Source organism: Anaerobacillus sp. 63XJN7_5_ISO-PGPR-S23-430 (assembly GCF_056173695.1).
In genome coordinates this window covers 3,066,649-3,091,946 of record NZ_CM149686.1, presented here as the reverse complement: position 1 = coordinate 3,091,946, position 25,298 = coordinate 3,066,649, and the positions used below count along the sequence as shown (strand labels likewise).

The 25,298-nt window shown below is 39.5% G+C and carries 21 protein-coding genes and 1 other annotated feature; of the genes, 15 read left to right on the top strand and 6 right to left on the bottom strand.

Annotation, left to right across the window (positions count from 1 at the left end; translation table 11 throughout):
• The first annotated feature begins 212 nt into the window (after positions 1-212).
• The 12 genes from AC0VYJ_RS16250 (at position 213) to ccpA (ending at position 12,992) form a co-directional block, all read left to right on the top strand.
• Positions 213-1,226, top strand: coding sequence for a PTS sugar transporter subunit IIC (locus tag AC0VYJ_RS16250; RefSeq protein WP_430245903.1), 1,014 nt, complete (start codon positions 213-215; stop codon positions 1,224-1,226).
• A gap of 16 nt (positions 1,227-1,242) precedes the next feature.
• Positions 1,243-1,557, top strand: a complete 315-nt coding sequence (locus AC0VYJ_RS16245; RefSeq protein ID WP_194219241.1) for a thioredoxin family protein — start codon at positions 1,243-1,245, stop codon at positions 1,555-1,557.
• 94 nt (positions 1,558-1,651) lie between these two features.
• Positions 1,652-2,449: a DUF1444 domain-containing protein gene (locus AC0VYJ_RS16240; protein ID WP_430245901.1), complete on the top strand. Its 798-nt coding sequence runs from the start codon at positions 1,652-1,654 to the stop codon at positions 2,447-2,449.
• Between the two features lie 27 nt (positions 2,450-2,476).
• Positions 2,477-3,085: a YtpR family tRNA-binding protein gene (ytpR, locus tag AC0VYJ_RS16235; RefSeq protein ID WP_194219243.1), complete on the top strand. Its 609-nt coding sequence runs from the start codon at positions 2,477-2,479 to the stop codon at positions 3,083-3,085.
• A gap of 195 nt (positions 3,086-3,280) precedes the next feature.
• Positions 3,281-6,097: a DNA translocase FtsK gene (locus AC0VYJ_RS16230; protein ID WP_475365624.1), complete on the top strand. Its 2,817-nt coding sequence runs from the start codon at positions 3,281-3,283 to the stop codon at positions 6,095-6,097.
• 145 nt (positions 6,098-6,242) lie between these two features.
• On the top strand, positions 6,243-7,340 hold the full coding sequence (locus AC0VYJ_RS16225; protein WP_430245897.1) for a nicotinate phosphoribosyltransferase: 1,098 nt from the start codon (positions 6,243-6,245) through the stop codon (positions 7,338-7,340).
• Positions 7,341-7,533: 193 nt separating this feature from the next.
• Entirely contained in the window at positions 7,534-8,838 is a 1,305-nt protein-coding gene (gene murC, locus AC0VYJ_RS16220; protein ID WP_194219245.1) for a UDP-N-acetylmuramate--L-alanine ligase, read from the top strand.
• A 225-nt stretch (positions 8,839-9,063) separates the two neighbouring features.
• A complete protein-coding gene (locus tag AC0VYJ_RS16215) occupies positions 9,064-9,504 on the top strand; it encodes a DUF948 domain-containing protein (RefSeq protein WP_194219246.1) in 441 nt (146 codons plus the stop codon).
• Between the two features lie 14 nt (positions 9,505-9,518).
• On the top strand, positions 9,519-9,935 hold the full coding sequence (locus AC0VYJ_RS16210; RefSeq protein ID WP_194219247.1) for a YtxH domain-containing protein: 417 nt from the start codon (positions 9,519-9,521) through the stop codon (positions 9,933-9,935).
• 105 nt (positions 9,936-10,040) lie between these two features.
• Entirely contained in the window at positions 10,041-10,376 is a 336-nt protein-coding gene (gene ytxJ, locus AC0VYJ_RS16205; RefSeq protein ID WP_194219248.1) for a bacillithiol system redox-active protein YtxJ, read from the top strand.
• Between the two features lie 142 nt (positions 10,377-10,518).
• Positions 10,519-11,619 (top strand): bifunctional 3-deoxy-7-phosphoheptulonate synthase/chorismate mutase, encoded by a 1,101-nt coding sequence (locus tag AC0VYJ_RS16200; protein ID WP_283153869.1) that lies wholly within the window; start codon positions 10,519-10,521, stop codon positions 11,617-11,619.
• Positions 11,620-11,981: 362 nt separating this feature from the next.
• Complete coding sequence (ccpA, locus tag AC0VYJ_RS16195; RefSeq protein WP_226614743.1) at positions 11,982-12,992, top strand: catabolite control protein A; 1,011 nt, start codon at positions 11,982-11,984, stop codon at positions 12,990-12,992.
• Positions 12,993-13,019: 27 nt separating this feature from the next.
• On the opposite strand, the gene AC0VYJ_RS16190 is transcribed toward ccpA, so the two are convergent.
• From AC0VYJ_RS16190 to AC0VYJ_RS16180, 3 genes are read right to left on the bottom strand one after another with little or no spacing between them, the layout of a single operon-like run.
• Entirely contained in the window at positions 13,020-14,168 is a 1,149-nt protein-coding gene (locus tag AC0VYJ_RS16190) for an acetoin utilization protein AcuC (protein WP_475365623.1), read from the bottom strand.
• A complete protein-coding gene (locus AC0VYJ_RS16185; RefSeq protein ID WP_430245890.1) occupies positions 14,165-14,812 on the bottom strand; it encodes an acetoin utilization AcuB family protein in 648 nt (215 codons plus the stop codon). The genes AC0VYJ_RS16190 and AC0VYJ_RS16185 overlap by 4 nt, the downstream gene beginning before the upstream one ends.
• Before the next feature lie 22 nt (positions 14,813-14,834).
• Positions 14,835-15,467 (bottom strand): GNAT family N-acetyltransferase, encoded by a 633-nt coding sequence (locus AC0VYJ_RS16180; protein WP_194219253.1) that lies wholly within the window; start codon positions 15,465-15,467, stop codon positions 14,835-14,837.
• Between the two features lie 165 nt (positions 15,468-15,632).
• Between AC0VYJ_RS16180 and acsA the strand changes: the two genes are divergently transcribed.
• Positions 15,633-17,348 carry an acetate--CoA ligase gene (gene acsA, locus AC0VYJ_RS16175; RefSeq protein ID WP_430245888.1) on the top strand — a complete coding sequence of 572 codons (1,716 nt, stop codon included), beginning with the start codon at positions 15,633-15,635 and terminating at the stop codon, positions 17,346-17,348.
• Between the two features lie 43 nt (positions 17,349-17,391).
• Here acsA and AC0VYJ_RS16170 read toward each other — a convergent pair whose 3' ends face one another.
• Entirely contained in the window at positions 17,392-20,535 is a 3,144-nt protein-coding gene (locus tag AC0VYJ_RS16170) for a transglycosylase domain-containing protein (RefSeq protein ID WP_475365622.1), read from the bottom strand.
• 140 nt (positions 20,536-20,675) lie between these two features.
• Positions 20,676-20,898, top strand: a binding site (T-box leader).
• Between the two features lie 88 nt (positions 20,899-20,986).
• On the opposite strand from AC0VYJ_RS16170, the gene tyrS reads away from it, so the two are divergent.
• The gene (tyrS, locus tag AC0VYJ_RS16165) at positions 20,987-22,252 is read left to right on the top strand and encodes a tyrosine--tRNA ligase (RefSeq protein WP_475365621.1); all 1,266 of its coding nucleotides are present in this window, start codon (positions 20,987-20,989) and stop codon (positions 22,250-22,252) included.
• Positions 22,253-22,474: 222 nt separating this feature from the next.
• On the opposite strand, the gene rpsD is transcribed toward tyrS, so the two are convergent.
• Entirely contained in the window at positions 22,475-23,077 is a 603-nt protein-coding gene (gene rpsD / locus AC0VYJ_RS16160; RefSeq protein WP_136948553.1) for a 30S ribosomal protein S4, read from the bottom strand.
• A gap of 361 nt (positions 23,078-23,438) precedes the next feature.
• Between rpsD and megL the strand changes: the two genes are divergently transcribed.
• Positions 23,439-24,617: a methionine gamma-lyase gene (gene megL / locus AC0VYJ_RS16155; RefSeq protein WP_475365620.1), complete on the top strand. Its 1,179-nt coding sequence runs from the start codon at positions 23,439-23,441 to the stop codon at positions 24,615-24,617.
• 69 nt (positions 24,618-24,686) lie between these two features.
• On the opposite strand, the gene AC0VYJ_RS16150 is transcribed toward megL, so the two are convergent.
• Positions 24,687-25,172: a GAF domain-containing protein gene (locus AC0VYJ_RS16150; protein WP_430241478.1), complete on the bottom strand. Its 486-nt coding sequence runs from the start codon at positions 25,170-25,172 to the stop codon at positions 24,687-24,689.
• Between the last annotated feature and the right edge of the window lie 126 nt (positions 25,173-25,298).

Genomic DNA, 25,298 nt, shown 5'->3' with positions numbered 1-25,298 from the left:
TTGATACCGGTATTATTGTAGCATGGCTTTTTCATATATTCCCAGTAAAGTGAACGAGTAAAACCTTTCTCGATAGTAGAAGGTTAAATTACAATTTCTGTTTGAATAAGGAAAAATGAAGATACCCGTTAGTTCTGAAACCTTAATCAAACGTGGTAAATAAGAAATTTGTGTATACTAAGTAAGGATCATCGGTCTGGAAGGAGAAAGTAATGAACGGATTTTTGCAAAGGAAAGGCGTAACTCTATCACCACGAGTCTATTTTATTACAGCTCTAAGCTACATGGCTCTTGGTCTATTTTCGTCGTTAATTATTGGCTTGATACTGAAAACGATTGGAGGGCAAATCTCATCGTTATCATTTCTTGTTCCTATTGGTGAGCTTGCGATGAGTTTAATGGGACCAGCGATTGGTGTCGCCGTAGCGTATGGTCTACAAGCTCCTCCTCTTGTCTTATTTGCATCGCTTCTAGCGGGTGCAGCGGGTGCTGAGCTTGGCGGTCCAGCAGGTAGTTACGCTGCAGCGATTATCGCGGCGGAAGCAGGCAAACTTGTTTCCAAGTCAACTAAGTTAGATATTATCGTGACGCCACTAATCACTATTTTTGCAGGTTATGGAACGGCAGCTCTTATCGGACCTGGCATTCAAACATTACTGACTAATTTTGGTTCACTCATTATGTGGGCGACAGAGCAACGCCCGATAATTATGGGAATCATAGTAGCTGTTCTTATGGGACTAGCTCTTACGGCTCCGATTTCTAGTGCGGCCATTGCAATCATGCTAGGATTAGAAGGCATTGCTGCAGGAGCAGCTACAGTTGGTTGTGCAGCTCAAATGGTTGGTTTTGCTGTAAGTAGCTACCGAGAGAATGGGGTAGGAGGCGTTATTGCTCAAGGAATTGGTACTTCTATGTTACAAGTTGCGAATATTGTTCGAAATCCATGGATTCTTCTTCCACCTACGCTAGCTGGCGCTATTCTTGCCCCGATTGGCAGCGGTTGGCTGACGATGTTAAACAACCCATCAGGTGCCGGTATGGGGACGAGCGGCTTTGTTGGACAAATCATGACATTGAACGTTATGGGCGCCGGAGGAAATATTTGGACAGCTATTCTTCTATTGCATTTTATTGGACCAGCTATTATAAGTCTGCTAATATCCGAGGTAATGAGAAAAAAAGGACTCATTCGTCCAGGAGATATGAAAATTAATACCGATTAGTACTAGGAGGTTTATCATGAAGAAATTTGCCACTCATGAAGAATATTTACAAGCAATTAAAGAAGGGAAATCGGTTTTGTTATTTTCCGCAGATTGGTGCCCTGATTGTCGCGTTATCGATCCGTTTCTTCCAGATTTAGAAGAGAAGTACTCTGAGCTAGATTTCTATTACGTTGATCGTGATGATCATATTGAACTTTGCCAAGAAATGGATGTTTTTGGCATCCCAAGTTTTGTAGCCTTTAATGAAGGTGAAGAGACAGGAAGATTTGTAAGTAAGATGAGAAAAAGCAAGGAAGAAATTGAGGAATTTCTTACAGAAGTTAAGTAATTTCGTACAAAGCTATGCGTGGCATAGCTTTGTTTTTGTATTGGTTTATTTCATGGTATGATAAAAGAACATCTCAATTATAGGTGGTGAAAATATGGAACCAAAAGAATTGAAGAAATTGCTCGAAAAACGTCTTCAACAAGAAGACCGTGAGCTTACATACAATCAAAAGGAAGAAAAACTTAGGGTAGAGGATAGTTCAACAGGTAAAGGAATTAGTCTTGGATTAAAGGGATTGTCTGCTAAGTATGAAGAGCGAGGCGAAAAGATACTAGATGAAGTCGTTCATCATGTAGAAGAAACGTTAAAAGTAATGAGAGAGAAGCAAGAACTTAATGGTAAAGAAAACCGCATCTTTCCAGTCATTCGCTCGGGGTCGTTTGCTTCAGAAACGGAAGCTGGCGTTCCATTTGTTTTCGAAGAACATACGGCGGAGACAAGAATCTACTATGCACTTGATCTTGGTCATTCTTATCGCTTGATTGATGAGGAATGGTTAAAGAAGGAAAATTGGACGAAAGAAGCCTTGCATGAAGTGTCATTGTTCAATTTAAGAGGGTTATCTACTGAAGTGAAAGCAGATACGGTTGCAGGAAATACATTTTATTTCTTGAATACAAACGACGGATATGACGCAAGTAGAATTCTTAATGATTCATTATTGGAACGCATGGCGAAGAGTGCGAAGGGTGAATTAGCGGTAGCTGTTCCTCATCAAGATGTCCTGATTTTTGCTGATATTGAGAATGAGCAAGGTTATGATGCACTTGCACAGTTGACCATGCATTTCTTTTCTAGTGGACTCGTACCAGTAACTGGACTTCCCTTTATGTATGAAGATGGAAAATTAGAGCCGGTATTTATTATGGCGAAAAACAAACCGAAAAAATAACTGTTTGATAAAAGGAGTACATGGACAATGAACATGTTTTACAATAAAGAAGGCGTTGGAGATACTCTAATCGTTACTTTAGGAAGTACTGAACGAGAAGATAAAGCAGTTCAGCGCAAAGAGAATATTGCACGTATTTATAGTAAAGAAACGAATAAAACTATTGGCTATAATCTATTTCATTTTTCACAAATCCAGGAGTTAACAAGCTCAGGTGTCGTTGAGGAAAGCGAAGAGCTTGTTAATGCTGTCAATCGGGCCATCCAAGCTAACGGATTTGATGATGAGCTTGTGTACGATGCTTCCCCTAAGTTTGTTGTGGGTTATGTCGAGGAAATGGAAAAGCATCCGAATGCTGATAAATTAAATATTTGTCAGGTGAACGTAGGACAAGAAAAGCTCCAAATCGTTTGTGGTGCTCCAAACGTCGACAAAGGGCAAAAGGTGGTCGTTGCGAAGGTTGGAGCCGTCATGCCTTCTGGTATGATCATAAAGGATGCGAGCTTGCGAGGAATTGAATCAACTGGAATGATTTGCTCAGCAAAAGAACTTGCACTACCAGATGCTCCTCAGGAGAAAGGGATTCTGGTCCTTCCAGAGGATCATGAAATTGGTACGGAATTTAAGGCCTACTAGAAATTTTTCTAGTAGGTTTTTTCTTTCTATAAAATTGGGAATAAGGAATATTGAACCTATTTTTGCGGTTTTAGACGAAGAACCTGTTTTTTTTACGAAAGATTTTAGAAACAGCCTTACAATGATAGGGGAGTTTCCGATAAAATAGAAGAATAAATCGACCTAAAAGGGCTTAATTAGAAAAGGTGATAGTAGTTGGATAATAATTGGATAAAAAAAGCGTGGAATAAATTATTTGACCTTGATGAGGAAGAAGAACCTCAAAGAAAGGAAACAGATGTTAAAGAAACAAAATCGTTAAAAGACCGACCTGATCGAAAACACTCCATTGGGCGGATGGAAAATGCGAATCGGAAGAATGAAGCAAGGATTGTTCACCAATACCCAAGAGAAGGGAACTTTCGATTCCCTCTTATTCCGGATCATTCAAATAACCAAAAGAATAAAGAAGGGAGAAAAGAAGTCCAACGCCATCAAAGTGAACAGATTACTACGAAAAAACCTAAGGCTGAGAATCGTAATCAGAGCATCACTTCTCCGAAGAAAGATGGCCCCTCCAGCAAAACGACGAGGGATGGGCTTTCAGAAAACAACGGTTCAGTAACAAATAAAAAATTCTCAGGTGTGAATTTCAAACCATCTCAAATCCCATCACCTATTTATGGTTTTAGCAAACGTCCTGTTACTGAAAAAATGGAAGAAGAAGTAAAAAAATCGCATCCAAACAATCGATATACATCACTCGATAAAAGTGACGTAATTGAAAAACTTATCCAGGAACCTGAACCTTATTCACTAAGCGAAGGGAACGGCATACTGACGGATTCAGATCAAGTTACTCAAGGTGTCGATCAGCAAGAGACTGAAGCCGTTAGTGTGAAAGAAGAAACGACAAGCAAGGCAATTGTTAATGAAGAAGAAAGAGAAGACAATAGAGAGGTCTTCATTTCTGATAAGAACAACTTTGGAGTTAAAAGCGATGCTTCCTTACCTCTTGAGACAGAAAAAGAGAGTGAACAATCTAGTGAAGCCGATTTGGACATCAGTCAGCCTGAGAAACAGTGGGAGCAAATAGAAACTCTCACTGAAGATGTAACATTAGAAGAAACAAACGACCTTCAAAAGAACGAGATGTTAGAAGAGGAAAACGAAGAGAAATCAGAGTGGACTGCTGATTATGAAGTGACAGATGATATAGAAGAGGACTTTATCATTTCGGATGAAGATTTTATTGTTGAGAATCAAAATGAGGAACAGACAGCTATTGAAGAATCACCAGAACCAGAACCAGAACCAGAACCAGAACCAGAACCAGAACCAGAACCAGAACCAGAACCAGAACCAGAACCAGAACCAGAACCAGAACCAGAACCATCTAATCAACTCGAAGTAGAACAGCAGTTTCAGCGAGAACAAATAGAAGAATCAATTGAGGAGTCGTCTCAACATCTTGAACATAAGGAGAAAAATGTTCAAGAACAATCCGGACGGGATTCCGCTCGACCAAAGCCGCAGGTTCCTTACAATGTAATGATGCTTGCGAATGACCGACGTCATTTAACAAAAAAACCAGGCAGTGGAGCAGAATATAAACTTCCTCCTATTTCACTTCTTGATATCCCTCCTCGCAATGAAGGTAATGACGAGCAGTGGCTTGAAGAGCAAAGGGAACTATTGGAGCTAACCCTTTCAAACTTTAATGTACAGGCTAAGGTAGTAGGGGCAACAATGGGGCCGACGGTTACCCGTTTCGAAGTGCAGCCAAGTCCAGGAGTTAAGGTGAATAAGATTACGAATTTAAGTGATGACATTAAATTAAGTCTAGCAGCTAGAGACATAAGAATGGAAGCACCGATACCTGGAAAGAATGCAATAGGAATTGAGGTGCCAAACCCTACGAGTAAGCCTGTATTTATTCGGGAGATTGTTCGAAGTGGAGCATTCCAATCTGAAGGTTCACTATTAAATGCGGCGCTCGGTTTTGACATTGCTGGGGAAGCAAAAATAACTGATATTCAAAAAATGCCTCATGGTCTTATTGCGGGTGCTACAGGGTCTGGTAAGAGTGTATGTATCAATTCGATCTTAGTGAGCTTATTGCTTAAAGCAAATCCTAATGATGTAAAGATGATGTTAATTGATCCTAAAATGGTAGAACTTGCACCATATAATGGCCTGCCACATCTAGTCACACCAGTTATTAATGATGTGAAAGAAGCTACTACTGCTTTAAAGTGGGCAGTGGATGAAATGGAAGAGCGTTATGAGAAATTTGCGGCAGCTGGTGTTCGAGATATCAAGCGATATAACGAGCGAGCGATAAACCACGGAGAACCTCAGCACAAACTACCATACATTGTCATTGTGATTGATGAACTCGCTGATCTAATGATGGTTTCACCACAGGACGTTGAGGATGCGATTTGTCGAATTGCACAGAAAGCAAGAGCTTGTGGGATTCATCTACTAGTGGCAACGCAAAGACCGTCAGTTGATGTAATTACAGGGCTTATTAAAGCGAACATCCCTACACGTATTGCTTTCTCTGTATCTTCGCAAATTGATTCTAGAACAATCCTTGATACAAGTGGCGCTGAGAAGCTTCTAGGAAAAGGCGATATGCTTTGTTTGGAGAATGGATCCTCGAAACCAGTTCGATTGCAAGGTAATTTTGTTTCGGACGAAGAAATTGAGCGAGTGACATCCTACGTACGTAAGCAGCGGAAGCCGAATTATTTGATCAAAAAAGAAGATTTAATGAAGAAGCAGCAGTACGATGATCAGGAAGATGAATTGTTTGAGGAAGCGTGCATGTGGGCACTTGAACAAGGTCAGGCTTCTTCTTCTGCACTGCAACGTCGTTTCCGAATAGGATTCAATCGAGCGGCAAGACTAATTGAAATGATGGAAGAACGTGGATTAGTATCTGAAGCTATGGGAAGCAAGCCTAGAAGTATTTTAATGACGAAAGCTGATTTTGAAGAAACATTCCTAAAAGATATGCACGTATAGTGCATATCTTTTCTACTTGTTTTATAGAGCCAGGTTCTATATGATAAGTAGTGTTAAGCTAATGTTAAATTATAGTCAGATAAGTGAATGGTTGAACATAGAGAGCTCACATTCGAATGACGAAACTACTTGAAGGAGCCCCATTATGAAGGAAATTGAACTTAAAATGCAAGGCAAAATAAAAAGGCTTACGAACCGAACCTTTAAATTTGATGAGCGTGTAGGCGAAGGCTGGTTTTCAGCTGTTTACTTCCTAAAGACATGCGAAATTGTGGAAGAGTTCAAGCCGGACAATATTGTGACAATGCAGTTCTTTCAAAAACATGATGCCGTTCTTTGTGGTTCAGATGAAGCAATTGCACTCATAAAAACCTTTGCGAAGGACCCTGAATCGCTTGAAATAGAGTCGCTAAAGGATGGGGATAAAATCTCTCCATTTGAAACGGTTTTGAAAATTAAAGGGCCATATCAAAACTTCGGTTTTCTCGAAGGAATTATTGATGGTATTCTGGGCAGAAGAACATCCGTCGCGACGAATGTTTATCATGTAGTGAAAGCAGCACGATCATCAGGTATCCAAAAACCGGTTATTTTCATGGGCGATCGTGATGATCATTATACTCAACAAGCGGGTGACGGGTATGCTTCTCATATTGGGGGGTCTACTGCACAGGCAACCCATGCGATGAATGAATGGTGGGGAAAAAGAGGAATGGGAACTATGCCTCATGCCTTAATTCAACTTTTTAAAGGTGATGTTGTTGAAGCATCAAAAGCTTATTATGCGAAATACCCTGAAGATGAATTGATTTCTCTTGTTGATTACAATAATGATGTTATTACGGATTCATTACGTGTAGCAAGGGAATTTGGCAAGACGTTGAAGGGTGTTCGAGTTGATACCTCTCGTACGATGGTTGATCAGTATTTTTGGCGTAATCCTGATGTTCTAGGGACGTTCGATCCAAGAGGGGTTAATGCAGAACTGATTTTTGCACTTAGAGATGCCCTTGATAAAGAAGGCTTCGAGCATGTGAAAATTGTAGTAAGCGGCGGTTTTACGGAAGAAAGAATTCGAACGTTTGAATCTCAAAACGTTCCTGTTGATATTTATGGTGTTGGAAGTAGTTTGCTTAAAGTAGACATTGGATTTACAGGAGATAATGTCATTCTTGATGATAAAGCAGAAGCTAAAGCAGGCAGAAAATATCGACACAACCCGCGTTTAGAGCGTGTTGAATAAGCAAAAAAGACAGGAACAAAATCCTGTCTTTTTTGCGCCCGTAGTGCCAAATTACTTTGATGAATTATATTGGAGACCTGTCTCTTTTTCTGCTATAATGTAGTATTGAAAAGAAAAGCAGCGCATACTTGTAATGACATCATATACTAAAAAAGGTTACGCGGAGAAGAAATGAAAGTGTGGAGGTTCTGAAATGACTATATATCACTTTGTTGGCATTAAGGGATCCGGGATGAGCGCTCTAGCACAAATCCTTAGCGATATAGGATACAGTGTACAGGGTTCAGACGTAGAGAAACGTTTCTTTACACAGGAGGCTCTTGAACAAAAAGGTATTACTATTCTTCCATTTGGAGAAGAAAATATTAAAGAAGATATGATTATTATCGCCGGCAATGCATTTGATGATCAGCATGAAGAGTTAGTGCGAGCAAGAGAAATGAACCTTCCTGTTTATCGCTACCATAAATTCCTTGGAGATTTTATTCAAAAATTCACTAGTATTGCTGTAACAGGCTCTCATGGTAAAACATCAACAACTGGTTTGTTGTCTCATGTTGTTGGGGCAGCAGAACCGACATCGTATCTTATCGGAGATGGTACTGGTAAAGGCGTAAAGGACAGTCAGTATTTTGTGTTTGAAGCATGTGAATACCGTCGTCACTTTTTATCTTACCAGCCTGATTATGCGATTATGACAAACATCGATTTTGATCACCCAGATTATTTTTCAGATGTTGATGATGTCTTTTCGGCATTTCAGGAAATGGCAATGCTTGTGAAGAAGGGTATTATTGCTTATGGTGATGATTCTTACCTTCAGCAAATCCAAACAAAAGTACCAGTCGTATTCTACGGCTTTGATGATCAAAACGATTTTCAGGCAACCAATATTAAAATTGATGAACATGGGACAACATTTGATGTTCATGTTCGTGATGATTACTATCGTACATTCCAGATTCCGATGTACGGGAAACACAATGTGCTGAATGCTTTATCTGTCGTTGCTCTTTGTCACTATGAAAATCTTTCAGGAGATGCAGTAGCTGCTCAACTTGCAAACTTCAAAGGAGTTAAGCGAAGATTTACAGAAAAAGTCGTTGATAACCAGGTACTAATTGACGATTATGCGCATCATCCAACTGAAATTAAAGCAACTATAGAATCAGCACATCAGAAGTATCCAAATCGTGAAGTTGTGGCCATTTTCCAACCTCACACATTTACAAGAACAAAGACGTTCCTAAATGAATTTGCAGATGTGTTAAAAGAAGCAGATGTTGTTTACTTATGCGACATCTTTGGTTCGGCACGGGAAGATGCAGGTCAGTTATCGATTGATCAACTGATTGAAAAAATCCCTAATGCTCACATGATCTCTGAAGATTCCATTCAGCAGCTTAATGACCATGATAAAGGAGTACTTCTTTTCATGGGAGCCGGTGATATTCAGAAATATCAAGAAGCATATGAGACCGAAAAAGCGTCTATTTAAGCGAGAAGGCTCCTTGAGCCTTCTTTTTTTTACTATTCTCCTGATAGAGAAGAATGAGAATATGTTATAAAAAAAATTAAAAAAGGAATAATGAAACTTGTAACGAATTAATTATGGTGTAGGGTAGTAAAGTAGACTCATTTTTCGTTCGTATGTGAAATGACAAACTTGTGTTTACGAAAGAGGAATGAAGGGAAGAGATTCAGAAAAGGGAGGTGCCAGCACATGGAGATTATTTTGTATTTAAGTGTAGCTATTATTGCGATTGCATTTGCAGTTCTTGTTTATTTCGTAGCCCAAACTCTCAAATCCTTGAAGGATACGCTGAGTAATACGGCGAAAACACTTGATAGCCTTGAAAAACAAATGAATGGTTTAACAACTGAAACTACTGCACTGTTACATAAGACTAATTTGCTTGCAGAAGACATTCAGGGGAAATCTGAAGCTCTGGATACTGTTTTTGTACAAGTAAAAGAAGTTGGAACATCACTTGGAAAGATGAATCATTCATTAAGAAATATTTCTGGAAAAGTAACAGATGAGGCAGAGCGTCAATCTGAACAAGTTACAAAAGTCGTTCAGTGGGGAAATGCTGCCATGCAAATATGGCAAAAATGGCAAGTTAAGAAGAAAGCCACAGATCAGTACGTTGATTCAAAATAATAGGAGGTATTTATATGTCGGATAACAACATTAACACAAAAGATTTTATCATTGGTTCACTTATTGGTGGTATCGTTGGAGCAGCGGCTGCACTACTTTCAGCACCTAAATCAGGTAAAGAACTTAGAAGTGATCTAAATCAACAAGCTGGAGCAGTGAAGGAAAAGACTTCTCAATTCCGTGATTCTGCAGTAGAACGTAGCACAGATTTTGCTAACCGTGCTAAAGAAAAATCTTCAACAATTTACAAGCAAGTATCGGATCAATCGAATAACATTGTTTCAAAGATTAAAGATCGTAATCTTGAAACAGAAGAAAATAGTGATCTGCATACTCAGGCAGATGCTGACGTTGAGAGCTTCCAACAGGATCTTAGCGATCATTTCTCTGAAGAAGAACCAGCTTCAATGGAGAATCCTACTAAGTCCTAATTTGTTATATAGAAATGAAAAAGAAGAAGCATAATGCTTCTTCTTTTTCATTTCCTGTAAACTTCTTTATAATGAATTTATAGCAATTTGAAGGGGGATAAACTTATGGCCATTACAAAAATAACTACATCAGAAGATTTCAAACGCATCAAGGAAGCTAATAATCAATTTCTATTATTTAAAAATAGTACAACTTGCCCAATAAGTGCTCAAGCTTTTGAAGAATTTCAGAAGTTTTCCGAGGGTGTGTCAGAAGACGTGTATTATTTGAACGTGCAGGAATCACGTCCTTTATCAACTGAAATTGCTGACTCATATGGAGTAAAGCATCAGTCGCCACAAGCGCTAGTGTTTAATGAAAATGAGGTTGTATGGAATGATTCACATTGGAGAATCACTAATACCTCGTTATCGGATGCTGCGAAAAAATATTTAAAGTAAACGGCTTTATAAAGCCGTTTTTCTTTCACTGACATGGTTTAATGCTTAAAAGCGTTTAAGAATTAAAAGAAAAGTAGTGACATTTTATTTTTCATCGTATATAATAACCCTAATCACTTAAACAGATAGGAGTGGAGATATTATGGCTAATATCCAAATTGATGAGTTGAGAGAGAAATTAGACGAGATTAACCTGCAGCTGCTTGATTTAATTAATGAGCGTGCTGAAGTGGCGAAAGAGATAGGTAGAGTAAAGAAAGCACAGGGGATTAATCGTTTTGACCCTGTTCGGGAACGTAAGATGCTTGATTTGCTTACAGAGAAAAATGGTGGGCCTTTTGATAATTCCACTCTTCAACATATATTCAAGGAAATTTTTAAGGCAAGCCTTGAGTTACAGGAAGACGATCATCGTAAGGCGCTTTTAGTTTCAAGAAAACGCCAACCCGATAATACGGTTATTGATATTAAAGGCGAAAAAGTTGGAGATGGCGGGCAAGTTCTTATTTCAGGACCTTGTGCTGTTGAAAGCTATGAGCAAGTTGCTGAAGTAGCGAGGGCTGTTAAGAAGCAAGGATTTAAAATGCTTCGTGGTGGAGCTTTCAAACCACGTACATCGCCATACGACTTCCAGGGTCTTGGAGAAGAAGGATTAAAGATTCTTAAACAAGTTGCTGATGAGTACGATCTAGCTGTAGTCAGTGAAATTGTAAACCCTGCAGATATTGAAACAGCAGTTAAGTACGTTGATGTAATTCAAATCGGAGCACGTAACATGCAGAACTTTGAGTTACTTAAAGCGGCAGGATCCGTTGATAAGCCGGTTCTTCTAAAAAGAGGTTTATCTGCGACAATTCAAGAATTCATTAATGCGGCAGAATACATCGTATCGAACGGTAATACACAAGTAATGCTTTGTGAACGAGGAATTAGAACTTACGAAAAAGCAACGAGAAACACGTTGGATATTACAGCAGTTCCAATTCTTAAACAGGAAACTCATTTGCCAGTTCTAGTTGACGTAACGCATTCAACTGGACGCAAAGATCTTCTATTCCCTGCAGCAAAAGCAGGTCTAGCTATTGGAGCAGACGGTATCATGGTGGAAGTTCATCCAGACCCAGCTGTAGCTCTTTCCGATGCGGCTCAGCAGTTAGATATTCCACAATACGAACAATTTGTTAAAGATCTAAAAGCAAGTGGTTTATTCAATCCAGCGAAAGCTGCGCCTTCTACTTTATAAGTAGAAGGTTTTTTTCTGTGTATGATGTATGAATCCTCAACCTGATGTTCCTAAGTGGCTTGGGTTCTATTGGAATAAAAGAACGTAAGAGTGTTATCATATATAAAGATGGAAGCAAATACGACAGATTTATGATTTAGTCTTTGAAAATTTACGCTTATATAAAGCAAAAAGCGACTAAATATGCTATCTTTAATACAGTATCTAATTGTGAAATAACCTACATAATCATAATAGCAGGTGTTTCACAGCTAATAGTGGTTTATTAGTGTGAGTCGATATAGGTTTTGGTTTGCAGTCAAACGGATAGTATCGTATCATTAAATAAATTAAAGTCCGTAAGAGCATGAAGGAGGATCATCGTGAATACAACGATTTATGACGTAGCGAAAGAAGCAGGAGTATCAATGGCAACTGTATCAAGGGTTGTGAATGGCAACCCTAATGTTAAGCCTGCAACAAGAAAAAAGGTATTAGAGGCGATTGAAAGACTTGGATACCGTCCCAATGCTGTAGCAAGAGGTCTTGCTAGTAAAAAAACGACGACTGTCGGAGTTATCATCCCTGATATTTCGAGTATTTTCTTTGCTGAGCTTGCTCGCGGTATTGAGGATATTGCTACAATGTACAAATATAATATTATCTTGAGTAACTCAGATCAAAATAAAGAAAAAGAAATTCATCTTCTAAATACGATGCTTGGAAAACAGGTAGATGGAATTGTGTTTATGGGCGGTAAAATTACAGAAGAACATGTTGAAGAATTTAAGCGCTCACCTGTTCCGATTGTTCTAGCAGCAACCCTAGAAAAGGGCCAGGAGATTCCGTCAGTTAACATTGATTATCAAAAAGCTGCATATGAGCTTGTGACTAGCTTTATTGAAAAAGATCATAAAAAAATTGGACTTGTTAGTGGTCCATTAGAAGATCCAATTAACGGTGAAGAAAAGTTTCTTGGTTACCGAACAGCTTTAGAGGATGCAGGTATGAAAGTTGATGAAGATTGCGTTGCAATTGGCGACTATACGTATGACTCAGGTATTGAAGCAATGGAAGGGTTTCTTGAACTAGATGAGAAGCCAACAGCTATCTTTGCAGGTACGGATGAAATGGCACTAGGCGTTATTCACGCTGCACAGGACAACGGTTATAACGTTCCGGAAGATTTCGAGGTCGTTGGATTTGATAACACAAGACTAGCAACGATGGTTCGACCAACGCTTTCAACCGTTGTTCAACCTATGTACGATATTGGTGCTGTTGCCATGCGTCTTCTTACAAAATTAATGAATAAAGAAACAGTAGAAGAACAAACGGTTGTTTTACCACACCGTTTGCAACATCGTAATTCAACTACTCATAATCAAGATTAAAAAAACGAGCCTAGGCTCGTTTTTTTATTAATTTACTATTTGATAAAGCGCTCGTTCGCAAGTTAGTTTGTTTTTTTCTGTGATTTCCTGTTTCCTTGGAATGGGCTCATACAAATCAGCTTTATCATGCCAATTCTCTGGAAGAGAAAGTGGTGAGAGTGGGGCCCACCTTTCAATCCATTGTTTTGGTAGGGCACCGTCTACTGATAGCCCTTTCATTTCTAACCAAATTCTTGACCAAGCGCGTGGTACAACACGCCAGATATCGTAACCACCCCCGCCAACGGCAATCCATTTTCCATCACAATACTCATGAGCTAATTGGTGTGCTAGTTTTGGAATGAACTCATAGCTTTTCATGGAAACAGAGAGATGTGTTAACGGATCATAATAATGAGCATCTGCACCATTTTGAGTTAGGATTACATCCGGCTTGAAAAAATCGATTACTTTTCGAAACGAATCCTCGTACACTTCCTGAAATGACTCGTCCTCTGTAAAAGCGTCAATCGGAATATTAAATGAAAACCCATATCCTTTTCCTTGACCTTTCTCATTAATATTTCCTGTTCCAGGAAATAAATAGCGTCCCGTTTCATGGATAGATAGTGTGCAAACATCAGGGTCGTCGTAAAAAGCCCACTGCACACCGTCTCCGTGATGGGCGTCAGTATCAACATAAAGGACCTTTGCACCGTATTTTTGTTTCATGTATTCAATGGCGATTGAACTGTCATTATAGATGCAAAAGCCTGATGCTTTACCTCGGAAACCGTGATGGAGTCCTCCGCCTATGTTAAGGGCATGATCAGACTTTCCTGTCATAACTGCATCAACTGCAGTCAGCGTTCCCCCAACAATAAGAGCACTAGCTTCATGCATGTTCGGAAAGATTGGAGTATCTTCTGTTCCAAGACCGTAGTTAGCTGCAACAGAGGATGCAAGGTTTCCTTTACTAGCTTTTTTTACAGCTTCTATGTAGGCTGGGTCATGAATAAGAGCAATCTCACTATCGGTTGCAATCCGAGGAGGGACCACTTCTTGATCATTTAAAGCATTTATTTCGGTAAGCAAGTCCTGTGTGAGCTTAACACGTATATGATTGAAAGGATGATCGTCACTGAATTTATAATTTAAATAGTCTGAGGAATATACAAAAAGGGAGTCGCACTTCATTTTTGAACACCCGGCATATTTGGCCAGAGAACCTCATAACCTTCATTTTTAATATCGTTTACAACGGAAGTGGGATTCATCGTTTGTATTCGAAAAACGATATTTTTGAATTTTTCATTGTGACTACACGGGTAGACTAGAACGCTAATAATGTTAACATTGCGCTTTTTAATGATTTGGGTAATATCGGCCAATTGTCCTGACACATTTTCCACCTGTACTTCAATATGTGAACTCGGCTGGTGTGCCCCTGTCAAAAGGATTAACGTATGTAACATATCCGTTTCAGTAACCATTCCGATTACTTTTCGGTTTTCAACAATCGGAATCGAACTAATGCGCTGCTCATAAAAGATCGTAGAAATTTCTTCTACAAAATCCAATGGGTGAGCTGTAATGACGTCTTTCTTCATAATAGAGGAAAGAGGAGACTGTAACACTTCCTTGTTTGGATTTGAGTCAAGAATTGATGGACTAGCATCTTTAATATCTCGATCTGATATAATGCCAGTGAGCTCCCCTTCGCTATTTACGATAGGGAGATGGCGAATGTTTTTTTCTCTCATCATTTTAATGGCATCCGCAATGGTTTGGTTCTCTTCAAGTGAAAATACATTTTGATTCATAATTTCTTCAATGACCAACTTGGCTCACTCCTTTGCAATCTTAATACATGAAGCGATTATGGAATCGCAGGCGATCAAACGCTTGAACAGAGTCCTGGTTAATTCTTGTCCCAATTCTAGCCATTAAGCAATTTGCAGGATGAGAGCTTATTTCAGGATCATCCGTTGCATACCACTCAAGACCTCCTGCATTCATCATTTTCTCCATCACTTTACGATAATCCCAAACTGATAAACCTGTTCCTTTAAGGTCCCAATGCCAATAATACTCGGTAGTTATGACGATGTAATCATTCATTGCATCGTCCATAAATGACGTTTTGAGAAGGCTTTTGCCGACTTTAGCATTACGGTACTTTGGAATAACTTCAATCGCTCCTAATTCAATTAAATCTTCCATATTGCCTTCTGACCAACGCTCAAGTGGGTCTGGATATAGAAATGTGACATAGCCTACAATGGTTTCTCTTTCCCTAGCCACAATGATACGGCCTTCAGGCAGACCAGCTATTTCAACCAGTGCTTTATGCTGTTGTTCCGGTGGGCGAAATGCGACAAGGTCCTTATGTAAATGATAGGATGCCAGGCGATCTGGAGTAATTGGTCCTTCAATAATAAGTTTTCCATGCGGGGTGTTCTTCTCGATTGCATTATACGTTTTACGATGTTCCATCTAGTCACCACCTTTTAATAATGGTCTCAGTTCTTATTATACATGAAACGCGATAAATGTAAGGGGTTTCAATGTTATTTTTTGAAGTTTTGTCATTTGTTAAAAAATTAGGAATTTATGTTATACTATCAGTGAAAGACATGAAGGAGAAGGAGGAGATTACTTATGGAATTGAAACCGCTTTCTGCTACATTGGGTAATCATAATTTACAGGATTATGAAGCTACATATGAGAATTTTGATTGGAAAGACGTGGAGAAAACATTTACCTGGAGTGAGACAGGTAATGTCAATATGGCCTACGAAGCAATCGATAGGCACGCTGAGTCCGATCGTAAAAACAAAGTAGCTCTTTATTTTTCTGACCCAACACGAGATGAGAAGTATACGTACAGTGAGATGAAATCAATGAGTAACAAAGCAGGTAACGTTCTAAAAAAAGTGAATGTCGAAAAAGGAGATAGGGTCTTTATTTTCATGCCAAGATCTCCTGAGCTATACTTCATTCTACTCGGAACGCTTAAGTTAGGTGCGATTGCTGGCCCACTTTTTGAAGCCTTTATGGAAGGTGCAGTAAGGGATCGTCTTGAGGATAGTGAAGCAAAGGTACTTGTTACAACACCTGAGCTACTTGAGCGCGTTCCGGTTGATGAGCTTCCTAATCTCGAAAGTGTTGTGCTAGTAGGAAATAACGTTAAAGAAGAAGGTCCTTATATAGACTTTTATAAGCATTTTGAATCAGCAGAAAAGAAGCTTAAAATAGAATGGGTTGACCGTGAAGATGGTATGATTCTCCATTACACATCAGGTTCAACTGGTAAGCCGAAAGGCGTACTTCATGTTCATAATGCGATGATACAACACTATCAAACGGCGAAATGGGTACTTGACTTAAAAGAAGATGATGTCTACTGGTGTACAGCTGATCCAGGTTGGGTAACGGGGACGTCATATGGCATATTTGCTCCATGGCTTGCTGGAACGTCGAACGTCATTCGTGGTGGTCGTTTTAGTCCAGAAGATTGGTACGGTACGATCGAAAAATATGAAGTAACTGTATGGTATAGTGCTCCTACTGCATTTCGTATGCTTATGGGTGCGGGAGATGAGATCGTTAAGAAATTCGAACTTTCATCTTTACGTCATGTACTAAGCGTAGGAGAGCCATTAAATCCTGAGGTTATTAAATGGGGTAACAAAGTTCTTGAACGGAGAATTCATGATAACTGGTGGATGACAGAAACGGGAGCTCAGCTAATCAGTAATTATCCATCAATGGAAATAAAGCCAGGATCAATGGGCAAACCAATTCCAGGCGTGCACGCAGCAATCGTAGATGATCAAGGAAATGAACTTCCTGCTAATCGAATGGGGAACCTTGCGATTAAAAAAGGCTGGCCATCAATGATGCGAGCGATTTGGAATCGTCCTGAAAAATATGAAAGCTATTTCTTAAAAGGAGACTGGTACGTATCTGGTGATTCAGCTTATAAAGATGAGGACGGATACTTCTGGTTCCAGGGGCGAGTCGATGATGTTATTATGACTTCGGGTGAAAGAGTTGGTCCATTTGAAGTTGAAAGTAAACTAGTCGAACATAGTGCTGTTGCTGAAGCTGGGGTGATTGGGAAACCGGATCCTGTGCGAGGTGAAATTATTAAAGCCTTTATTTCACTTAGAGATGGTCATGAACCGTCTGATGAGTTGATGGAAGAGATAAGAAATTTCGTTAAAAAAGGACTTGCAGCTCATGCAGCACCTCGAGAAATCGAATTTAGAGATAAGCTTCCGAAAACGAGAAGTGGTAAGATCATGCGTCGCGTATTAAAGGCGTGGGAGCTGGATTTACCAACTGGCGATTTGTCTACAATGGAAGATTAGGTAATAGAAAACAGCCTGCAGCATAATGCTGCAGGCTGTTTTTTTACTGGTCGTTATTGCTTGTGTTGCCGCCGGTGCTATTTGAATTATTTCCGCTGTCAGCACCATTTGTAGGACTACTGTTTCCATTGTTATTTCCATTACCGGAGTTGTTGGAGTTGTTATCATTTGCATTTTCACCGGTGTTGGTATTCCCTTCATTTGAAGGTGAATCTTCTGAGTTGCTGGATTCATCACTATCATTATCGGAGGGAGCATTATTTTCGTTCTCTTCATTATCAGAAGCTTCATCATTTTCTTCATCTGTTGAAGGTTCTGCTTCTTGCTTTTTCTCAGGTTTTGGCTCTGGTTTATCAGACCAATCTCCATTTGTTACTTTAGCCGATGGTCCCGATTCATTCCCAGCTACATCAACTGCTGTTACGTAATAGGCATATGCACCAGAAGGGATGTTGAATGAGCTACCATCAGATGCTTTTACGCTTCCAAGCTTCGTAAATGAACTACTACCGTTCGAAGCGCGATAAATACGATAACCAACAATATCACTTTCACCTGAAGCACCCCAATTTAGTGAAGAGCCACTTATTGAAACGCCACCAACTGCGCCTGGTTTTTTCCCATTTTCTGAAGCAGTTTTTCCTTCTGAAACGATATTTAAATCACTAAATCCAGAAGGGAGAAGCTGTGAAATATCAACTCCTGAGAAGTAATCCTCTTTAATCATGACTCCGCTGGATACAAACTCTTCTGGAGTGGAACTAAGTGCTTGATAGGTCTTACCATTCATGATGACATAACGTCCTTGAGTGAGACTGTCATCCACTTCAGTTGGTACATACTTTGCGTTGAATAGATCAGTTTTGACAAGTCCGGCTTTTTGACAGAGATCAGAAGCGAGCTTTCCAGATATACCACAGAACGAACGTCGCACAATACCCGTTGGCATTTTGAATGATTCTTTTGGATCCATTATTTCTGGTTTTTTATCATAAGCGGCATTAGCAAATAGTGCCCATAAGTTTTTGTTTCTGTTGGCATATTGACTATCCATGCTAATTTGTTTGTCATATCCAGTCCATACACCTAGTGAAACATTAGGATTGACTGCTACAAACCATGAATCATAATAATTTTGTCCAGTTCCTGTTTTTCCTGCCCAATCAGAAGCGAATTTTAATTTCCCTGGAATGTCTTGGGCAGTACCCTGGTTAACTACATCACGCATCATATCGATTGATAGATAGGCAGTTTGAGGACTGAAAACATCCACTGGTTCTGGTTTTTGTTCGAAAATGGTGTTTCCATCGCGGTCAACTATTTTATCAATTAAATAAGCATCAACAAACTTTCCTCCATTAGCAAACGTGCCAAATGCGTTGGTATTCTCTTCGACACTTACTCCCCGTTGTAGCGCACCAATTGCCATTGAAGGATTGGTTCGATCATCAAGAGTCATTGTACTAAAGCCCATCTTCACCAAATAGTCGGTTGCGTCCACTGGGTTCATTTTATTATAGACTCGAACAGCTGGAACGTTATAAGACCTTTCCAACGCTTTACGTGCAGTTACAAGACCATGGTAGTTTGATGAATAGTTACCAGGATTATATCCATCTTGAATTGGTAAGTCTGGCACAATATAGCCAGGCTGAACTTTTCCCATTTCCATTGCCGGGGCATAGTCAAGCAATGGTTTCATTGTAGAACCGTTTGATCGATAGGCGTCTGTAGCATGGTTAAGTTCTTCTTGCGCGAAATCCCTTCCACCAACAAATGAAAGAATTTTTCCAGATTCATTTTCGATGAGGATACTACCTACTTGCATAGGAAATTCTTTATTTTCAAGCTCTCCAGTTTCAGGATTTTGCACGGAGAGGGTTTTAGCACTTTGGAAATAGCTTCCGTTTTCTAGCACTTTATCTCTTGCAGCATTCATAGATTCATAAATATCTTTGTCAATTGTAGTATAAATTTTATATCCATTTTTGCGAAGCTCTTTCTCTGCATTACTCATAAATTCAAGGAATACATCTGAATTTTCTTGAACTTCTTCCCATTTCAAATCCATTTTCTTGGCTATTTCCGTTGCAGATCTACCAGTAACGTTAGCATCATAAGTGATTTGATTGTAATAGTCTACACTCTTCGAAAGTTCCTTCCCGTCATATCCTTCTTCATTCGCGATCTGCTCGGCAAGAACTCGCTTCGCACGATCTTCAATCTCAAATGTAAGGTAAGGGTATTTTTCTACTGGCGAAGGCGAAGACTCAGCTAGATTTTTTTCAATATCGTATTCTAGCGCTTTGTTATACTCTTCTTCAGTGATTGTTTCTTCTTCATACATACGATATAGAACAAATTCCATCCGATCGATTCCAGCTGAAAGATCCTTCTTTACCTCACCCGAATTTGTAAAAGGGGTGTATGTATAAGGGTTTTTGGGAATACCTGCAATGAATGCAGCTTGAGGCAAATTTAAATCACTAGCATTTACACCAAATATGCCCTGTGAGGCTGCTTGTACGCCCGCAATATTATTACCGGAAGCATTTCGTCCATAAGGAACGATATTAAGGTATGCTTCTAGAATTTCTTCTTTATTAAAGAAATTTTCGAGTCGAAGAGCGAGTAGCATTTCTTTTGCTTTTCGTTCGAAAGAAACTTCTCTTGTTAGAATCTGGTTCTTAACTAACTGTTGTGTTAATGTACTACCACCGCTTCGATCATCTGAATTGGTGACTTCTTGAAGAACGGCACGTCCAATTGCTTTTGGAACAATACCATCGTGATCGAAGAAATATTCATCTTCTGTGGAAATAACTGCTTTTTGTAGAAGAGGAGAAACGTTTTTTAACTCAACCTCTTTTCGCTCAATATCAGAACGAAAGTTACCAAGAAGAACATCACCTGCAAAATATACCTCACTGGTTTCTTCATAGTTATAAACGTCTCTCTTCATCTCATCGTAAGAGCGAATCGGTTCATCTTTAACAAGTGATGCGAAATATCCTGCACCAACACCACCGGCGAAAATAGTGCCCATTAGACCTAGCACGATAAAAATAAGAAATAAATTCCAAGTCACTTTGTAGGCGATCCTGGACCCGGTTAAGATGTTATATTCTTGTAATCTATCAATGAACGCGTTCCACTTCTGCCTGATAGAAGAAAAAAGCTCTCGCATTCCTATACCCCCTCAAATTAATCCTGTTTATTATAGCATATGTCGTCGAGATTTGTATAAACTGGTAGGGATTTCTGTAGGCTTAGAATTGACATGATTTTACCTTTGTGATATTAATTTAATTAGTGTTTTTTAATGAACGACATGCCTTGATTGGACGAAGTAGCATTTTTCTCCCTTTTTCAGAGAGCTGATGTGCGGTGAGAATCAGCATAAAGGAAAATGTGAATTACCTCCATGAGCATCTAATGGGAAAGACAGTGTCTGTGTAGCATTAGACGGTTCAGACCGTTATTCTGACTGAGTGGGAGAAAGGTTACTTTCTTCAACAAGGGTGGTACCGCGATGAAACTCGTCCCTTTTCTGGGGCGGGTTTTTTTTGTTTTTTTGCCCATTTGGATTATTTTAGTGGTTTGCCAAAAGATATTATTAACGAAAGGAAGTCGATTACATGCACATATTAGAAGAATTAGAAGCAAGAGGACTTTTAAATCAAGTTACAGATAGAGAGGGCCTTGAAAAGGAACTTTCAGAAAACCGCATTGCTCTTTATTCTGGCTTTGATCCTACAGCTGATAGCCTTCATATTGGGCATCTTTTGCCTATTCTAGCCCTACGTAGATTTCAGTTAGCTGGCCACACGCCGATTGCGCTTGTTGGTGGAGCTACTGGGCTGATTGGTGACCCTAGTGGCCGTTCAAATGAACGTACGTTGAATTCAGAAGACATTGTAAAAGATTGGACGAATAAGTTACAGGGACAGCTTGCTCGCTTTTTGGATTTTGGAACAGATGCGAACTCTGCAAAAGCTGTAAACAACTACGACTGGATTGGGGAGCTAAATGTTATTCCATTCCTGCGTGATGTTGGAAAGAACTTTGGTTTGAACTATATGCTTGCGAAAGATTCTGTTACTTCACGTCTTGAAGCGGGAATTTCTTTTACAGAATTTACGTATATGATTCTTCAATCATATGATTTTCTTCAGCTTTACCGGAAAGAAAACTGTCGTCTTCAAATTGGAGGAAGTGACCAATGGGGGAACATTACAGCAGGTCTTGAACTGATTCGTAAAGAAGAAGGCAGCGAAGAGTCTTCAAAAGCCTATGGAGCAACATTCCCACTTGTTACGAAGAGTGATGGTTCTAAGTTCGGTAAATCTGAAGGTGGAGCGATTTGGCTTGATGCCGATAAAACCTCTCCTTACGAATTCTATCAGTTCTGGATTAACACAGATGATCGTGATGTTGTGAAATTTCTTCATTACTTTACATTTTTAAGTATTGAAGAAATTAAAGAGATTGAATCAAAACATATCGAAGCACCGGAAAAGAGAGAAGCTCATCGTACTCTTGCTGAAGAAGTGACAAAGCTTGTTCACGGAGAAGAAAAGCTTCAGCAGGCAATCAACATCTCGGAAGCGCTGTTCAGTGGTGACATTAAACAGCTAACAGCTGATGAAATCCGTTTAGGATTTAAGGATGTTCCTTCTTTCCATGTAGAAGATAATGAAAAGGGACTTATCGATCTTCTTGTAGAAGCTGGTATTTCTTCATCTAAGCGCCAGGCAAGAGAAGATGTTAAAAATGGAGCGGTGTATATCAACGGTGAACGGTGTCAGGAAATGGATAAAGTTATTTCAGAAAGCGACCAAATCGAAAATCAATACGTGATTATTCGTAGAGGGAAGAAGAAATATTTCCTTCTTACGTATTAATCATTTAGCTATTTTAACTAATACTGGTGATTCCCAATAACGGTTGGTTATCACAGAGAGTAAATGAGTAAAAAATCACCAGCGGTTATGAACAGCCAATCATTAAGAGGAAGACCCTCCCATTGAAAAGAGGAGGATCTTCCTCTTTTTTTTATATTTTTTGTACTAAGTAAATTTGGACATAAAAAACCCCGGAATAAGTTCCGGGGTTTTTGAAACAGCTTAACGAGAGTAGTACTCAACGATAAGAGCTTCAGTGATTTCAGCAGGAAGTTCAGAACGCTCAGGAAGACGAGAGAACGTACCTTCAAGCTTATCTGCATCGAAAGTAAGGTATTCTGGAACGAAATTGTTTACTTCGATAGCTTCTTTGATGATGTCAAGGTTGTTAGACTTCTCACGAACGCTGATCACTTGACCAGTCGCTACACGATAAGAAGGAATGTCAACGCGTTTGCCATCAACTGTGATGTGGCCGTGGTTAACTAGCTGACGAGCCTGACGGCGAGTGCGAGCTAGACCTAGACGATAAACAAGGTTATCAAGACGAGCTTCAAGAAGAATCATGAAGTTTTCACCATGAACACCTTTCATTTTGCCAGCATCATCGAAAAGACGTCGGAATTGACGCTCAGTCATGCCGTACATGTGACGAAGCTTTTGCTTCTCTTGAAGTTGAAGACCATATTCAGAAAGCTTTCTACGCTGGTTAGGTCCGTGTTGACCTGGAGCGTAAGGGCGCTTTTCCAATTCTTTACCTGTTCCACTTAGAGAAATACCAAGACGACGAGAAATTTTCCAACTTGGTCCTGTATAACGAGCCATAATTAGCTCCTCCTTTATACCATTATTATTGGTATAAAATAAAAACAGTGTCGTGATTCCGGTTTGTGCACATTGTGTTTTCACACGCCTTCACCTCGACAGCCGGAGGTTACGCGGCGTACCTATTAAAAGGAACACAATGAAATCACAGCCCGTCACGCTGCTGCCCATTCTTATTTTACACAAATGCTATTGTAACTCTTTCAGTATTAGATGTCAACTTTAGTAGAAATGAGATGGATAGATAGCACGTCGACATCATTTTTAGGATATAAGAAAGATAAATACCTCTTCACCTTATAATAGAAAGCGCTTACAATGGAAGTGTATCTAGCTATTTTTATAACAGGGGGTTATAACTTTGACAGGGAAGCATCGCTTTGAGACAAAAACAATTCATGATGGATATGAATCTAAATCGCATCACAACAGCCTGGCATCTCCTATTTATCAAACATCAACTTTTACATTTGAAACGGCTGAGGCTGGTGAACGAAGGTTTGCAGGTGAGGAGCCTGGCTATATTTATTCAAGACTTGGAAACCCTACTGTTCGAATGTTGGAAGAGCGGATTGCCTCTCTTGAAAATGCTGAGGCAGGCTTAGCGTTTGGTTCGGGAATGGCCGCCGTGTCTGCTGTTCTTTTGAACCTAGTGAAGACAGGCGACCACATTCTTTGTTCAGAAGGGGTCTACGGATGTACTTTCGGATTACTTAAAATGTTAGAAGAGAAATTTTCGATTGAACATGACTTGCTTCCGCTAGACTCAGTTGAGCAATTACAAAAAGCAATTCGTCCAAATACTACAGTTATTTATATTGAAACTCCGATTAATCCAACATTGAAATTAATTGATCTTGAAATGGTTTCTGCGGTCGCAAAAGAAAAAGGAATTAAGGTTGTGGTGGATAATACATTTTCGACTCCTTATTTACAGCGCCCGCTAGAATTTGGCTGTGACATTGTTTTGCATAGTGCAACGAAATATATCAGTGGCCATGGAGACGTGGTAGCTGGTTTAGTTGTGGGTGACCAAGAGACCATCTCTTCAATTGCTAAAAGTACGCAAAAGGATATAGGTGGAATTCTTTCACCATTCGATGCATGGCTATTGTTAAGAGGCTTAAAGACCCTCCCTATTCGAATGGATCGTCACTCTTCAAATGCTAGACAAATTATGCAGAAATTAGCTGAGCATCCTGCCATAACGAACGTGATGTATCCAGGTATGGAAGAATCTTCATCGTATGCTATTGCTCAAAAACAAATGAAGAGCCCAGGCGGTTTAATTAGTTTTGAAATTGCGGGGGAAAAGAAAGACTCCCAAGCCTTCATGAATAGACTTAATATGATTAAAATAGCTGTTAGTCTCGGGGATGCTGAAACCCTGATTCAACATCCCGCTACAATGACACATGCCGTTGTCCCGGAAGATGAGAGATTAAGAATGGGGATTAGTGAAACTCTTATTCGCCTTTCTGTTGGTCTTGAAGCATGGGAGGATATTTGGGAAGATATTCTTCAAGCGTTAGAGAACTAAAAAAAGCCATTAGAGAAATTCTCTAATGGCTTTTTAAGTAGTATAGGTACAAAATACTTTACTTTAACTCTAAAGAAAATCTTGCAATGCTTCAGTAAATTTCTCTAAATACTCCTGATCCAATTCATCGAAACGGCCAACTTTAGGGCTATCGATATCAAGTACTCCGAGGAGCTTATCTGAAGTGTACATTGGCACTACAATTTCAGATTGTGAAGCAGCGTCACATGCAATATGTCCGGGGAAATCATGAACATTGTCAATTCGCATCGTCTTGCCTTCTTTAGATGCTGTGCCACAGACTCCTTTACCGTTCTGAATACGAACGCATGCTGGAAGTCCCTGGAAAGGCCCGAGCACAAGTTGATCGGTCTCTTTTTCGTATAAATAGAACCCAACCCAATTGACATCTGTTAGAAACTGATTTAATAAAGCAGAGGCATTTGCAAGATTAGCGAGCTGATTTGTTTCACCATCTAGCAGTGCTCTTAGTTGTTTAATTACCATTTGATAATCTTTTTCTCTTTTGCCTGAATAGGATTCGACTTCAAACATGTCAAGACACCTCTTCCTTACATCGAAATTATGAACATCATATCAAATCTTGCAGATTAATACACATATTTTGTCGTACGATTAATAAAGGATTGCCTATGTTATTACCGAATCAATAATTTAGAT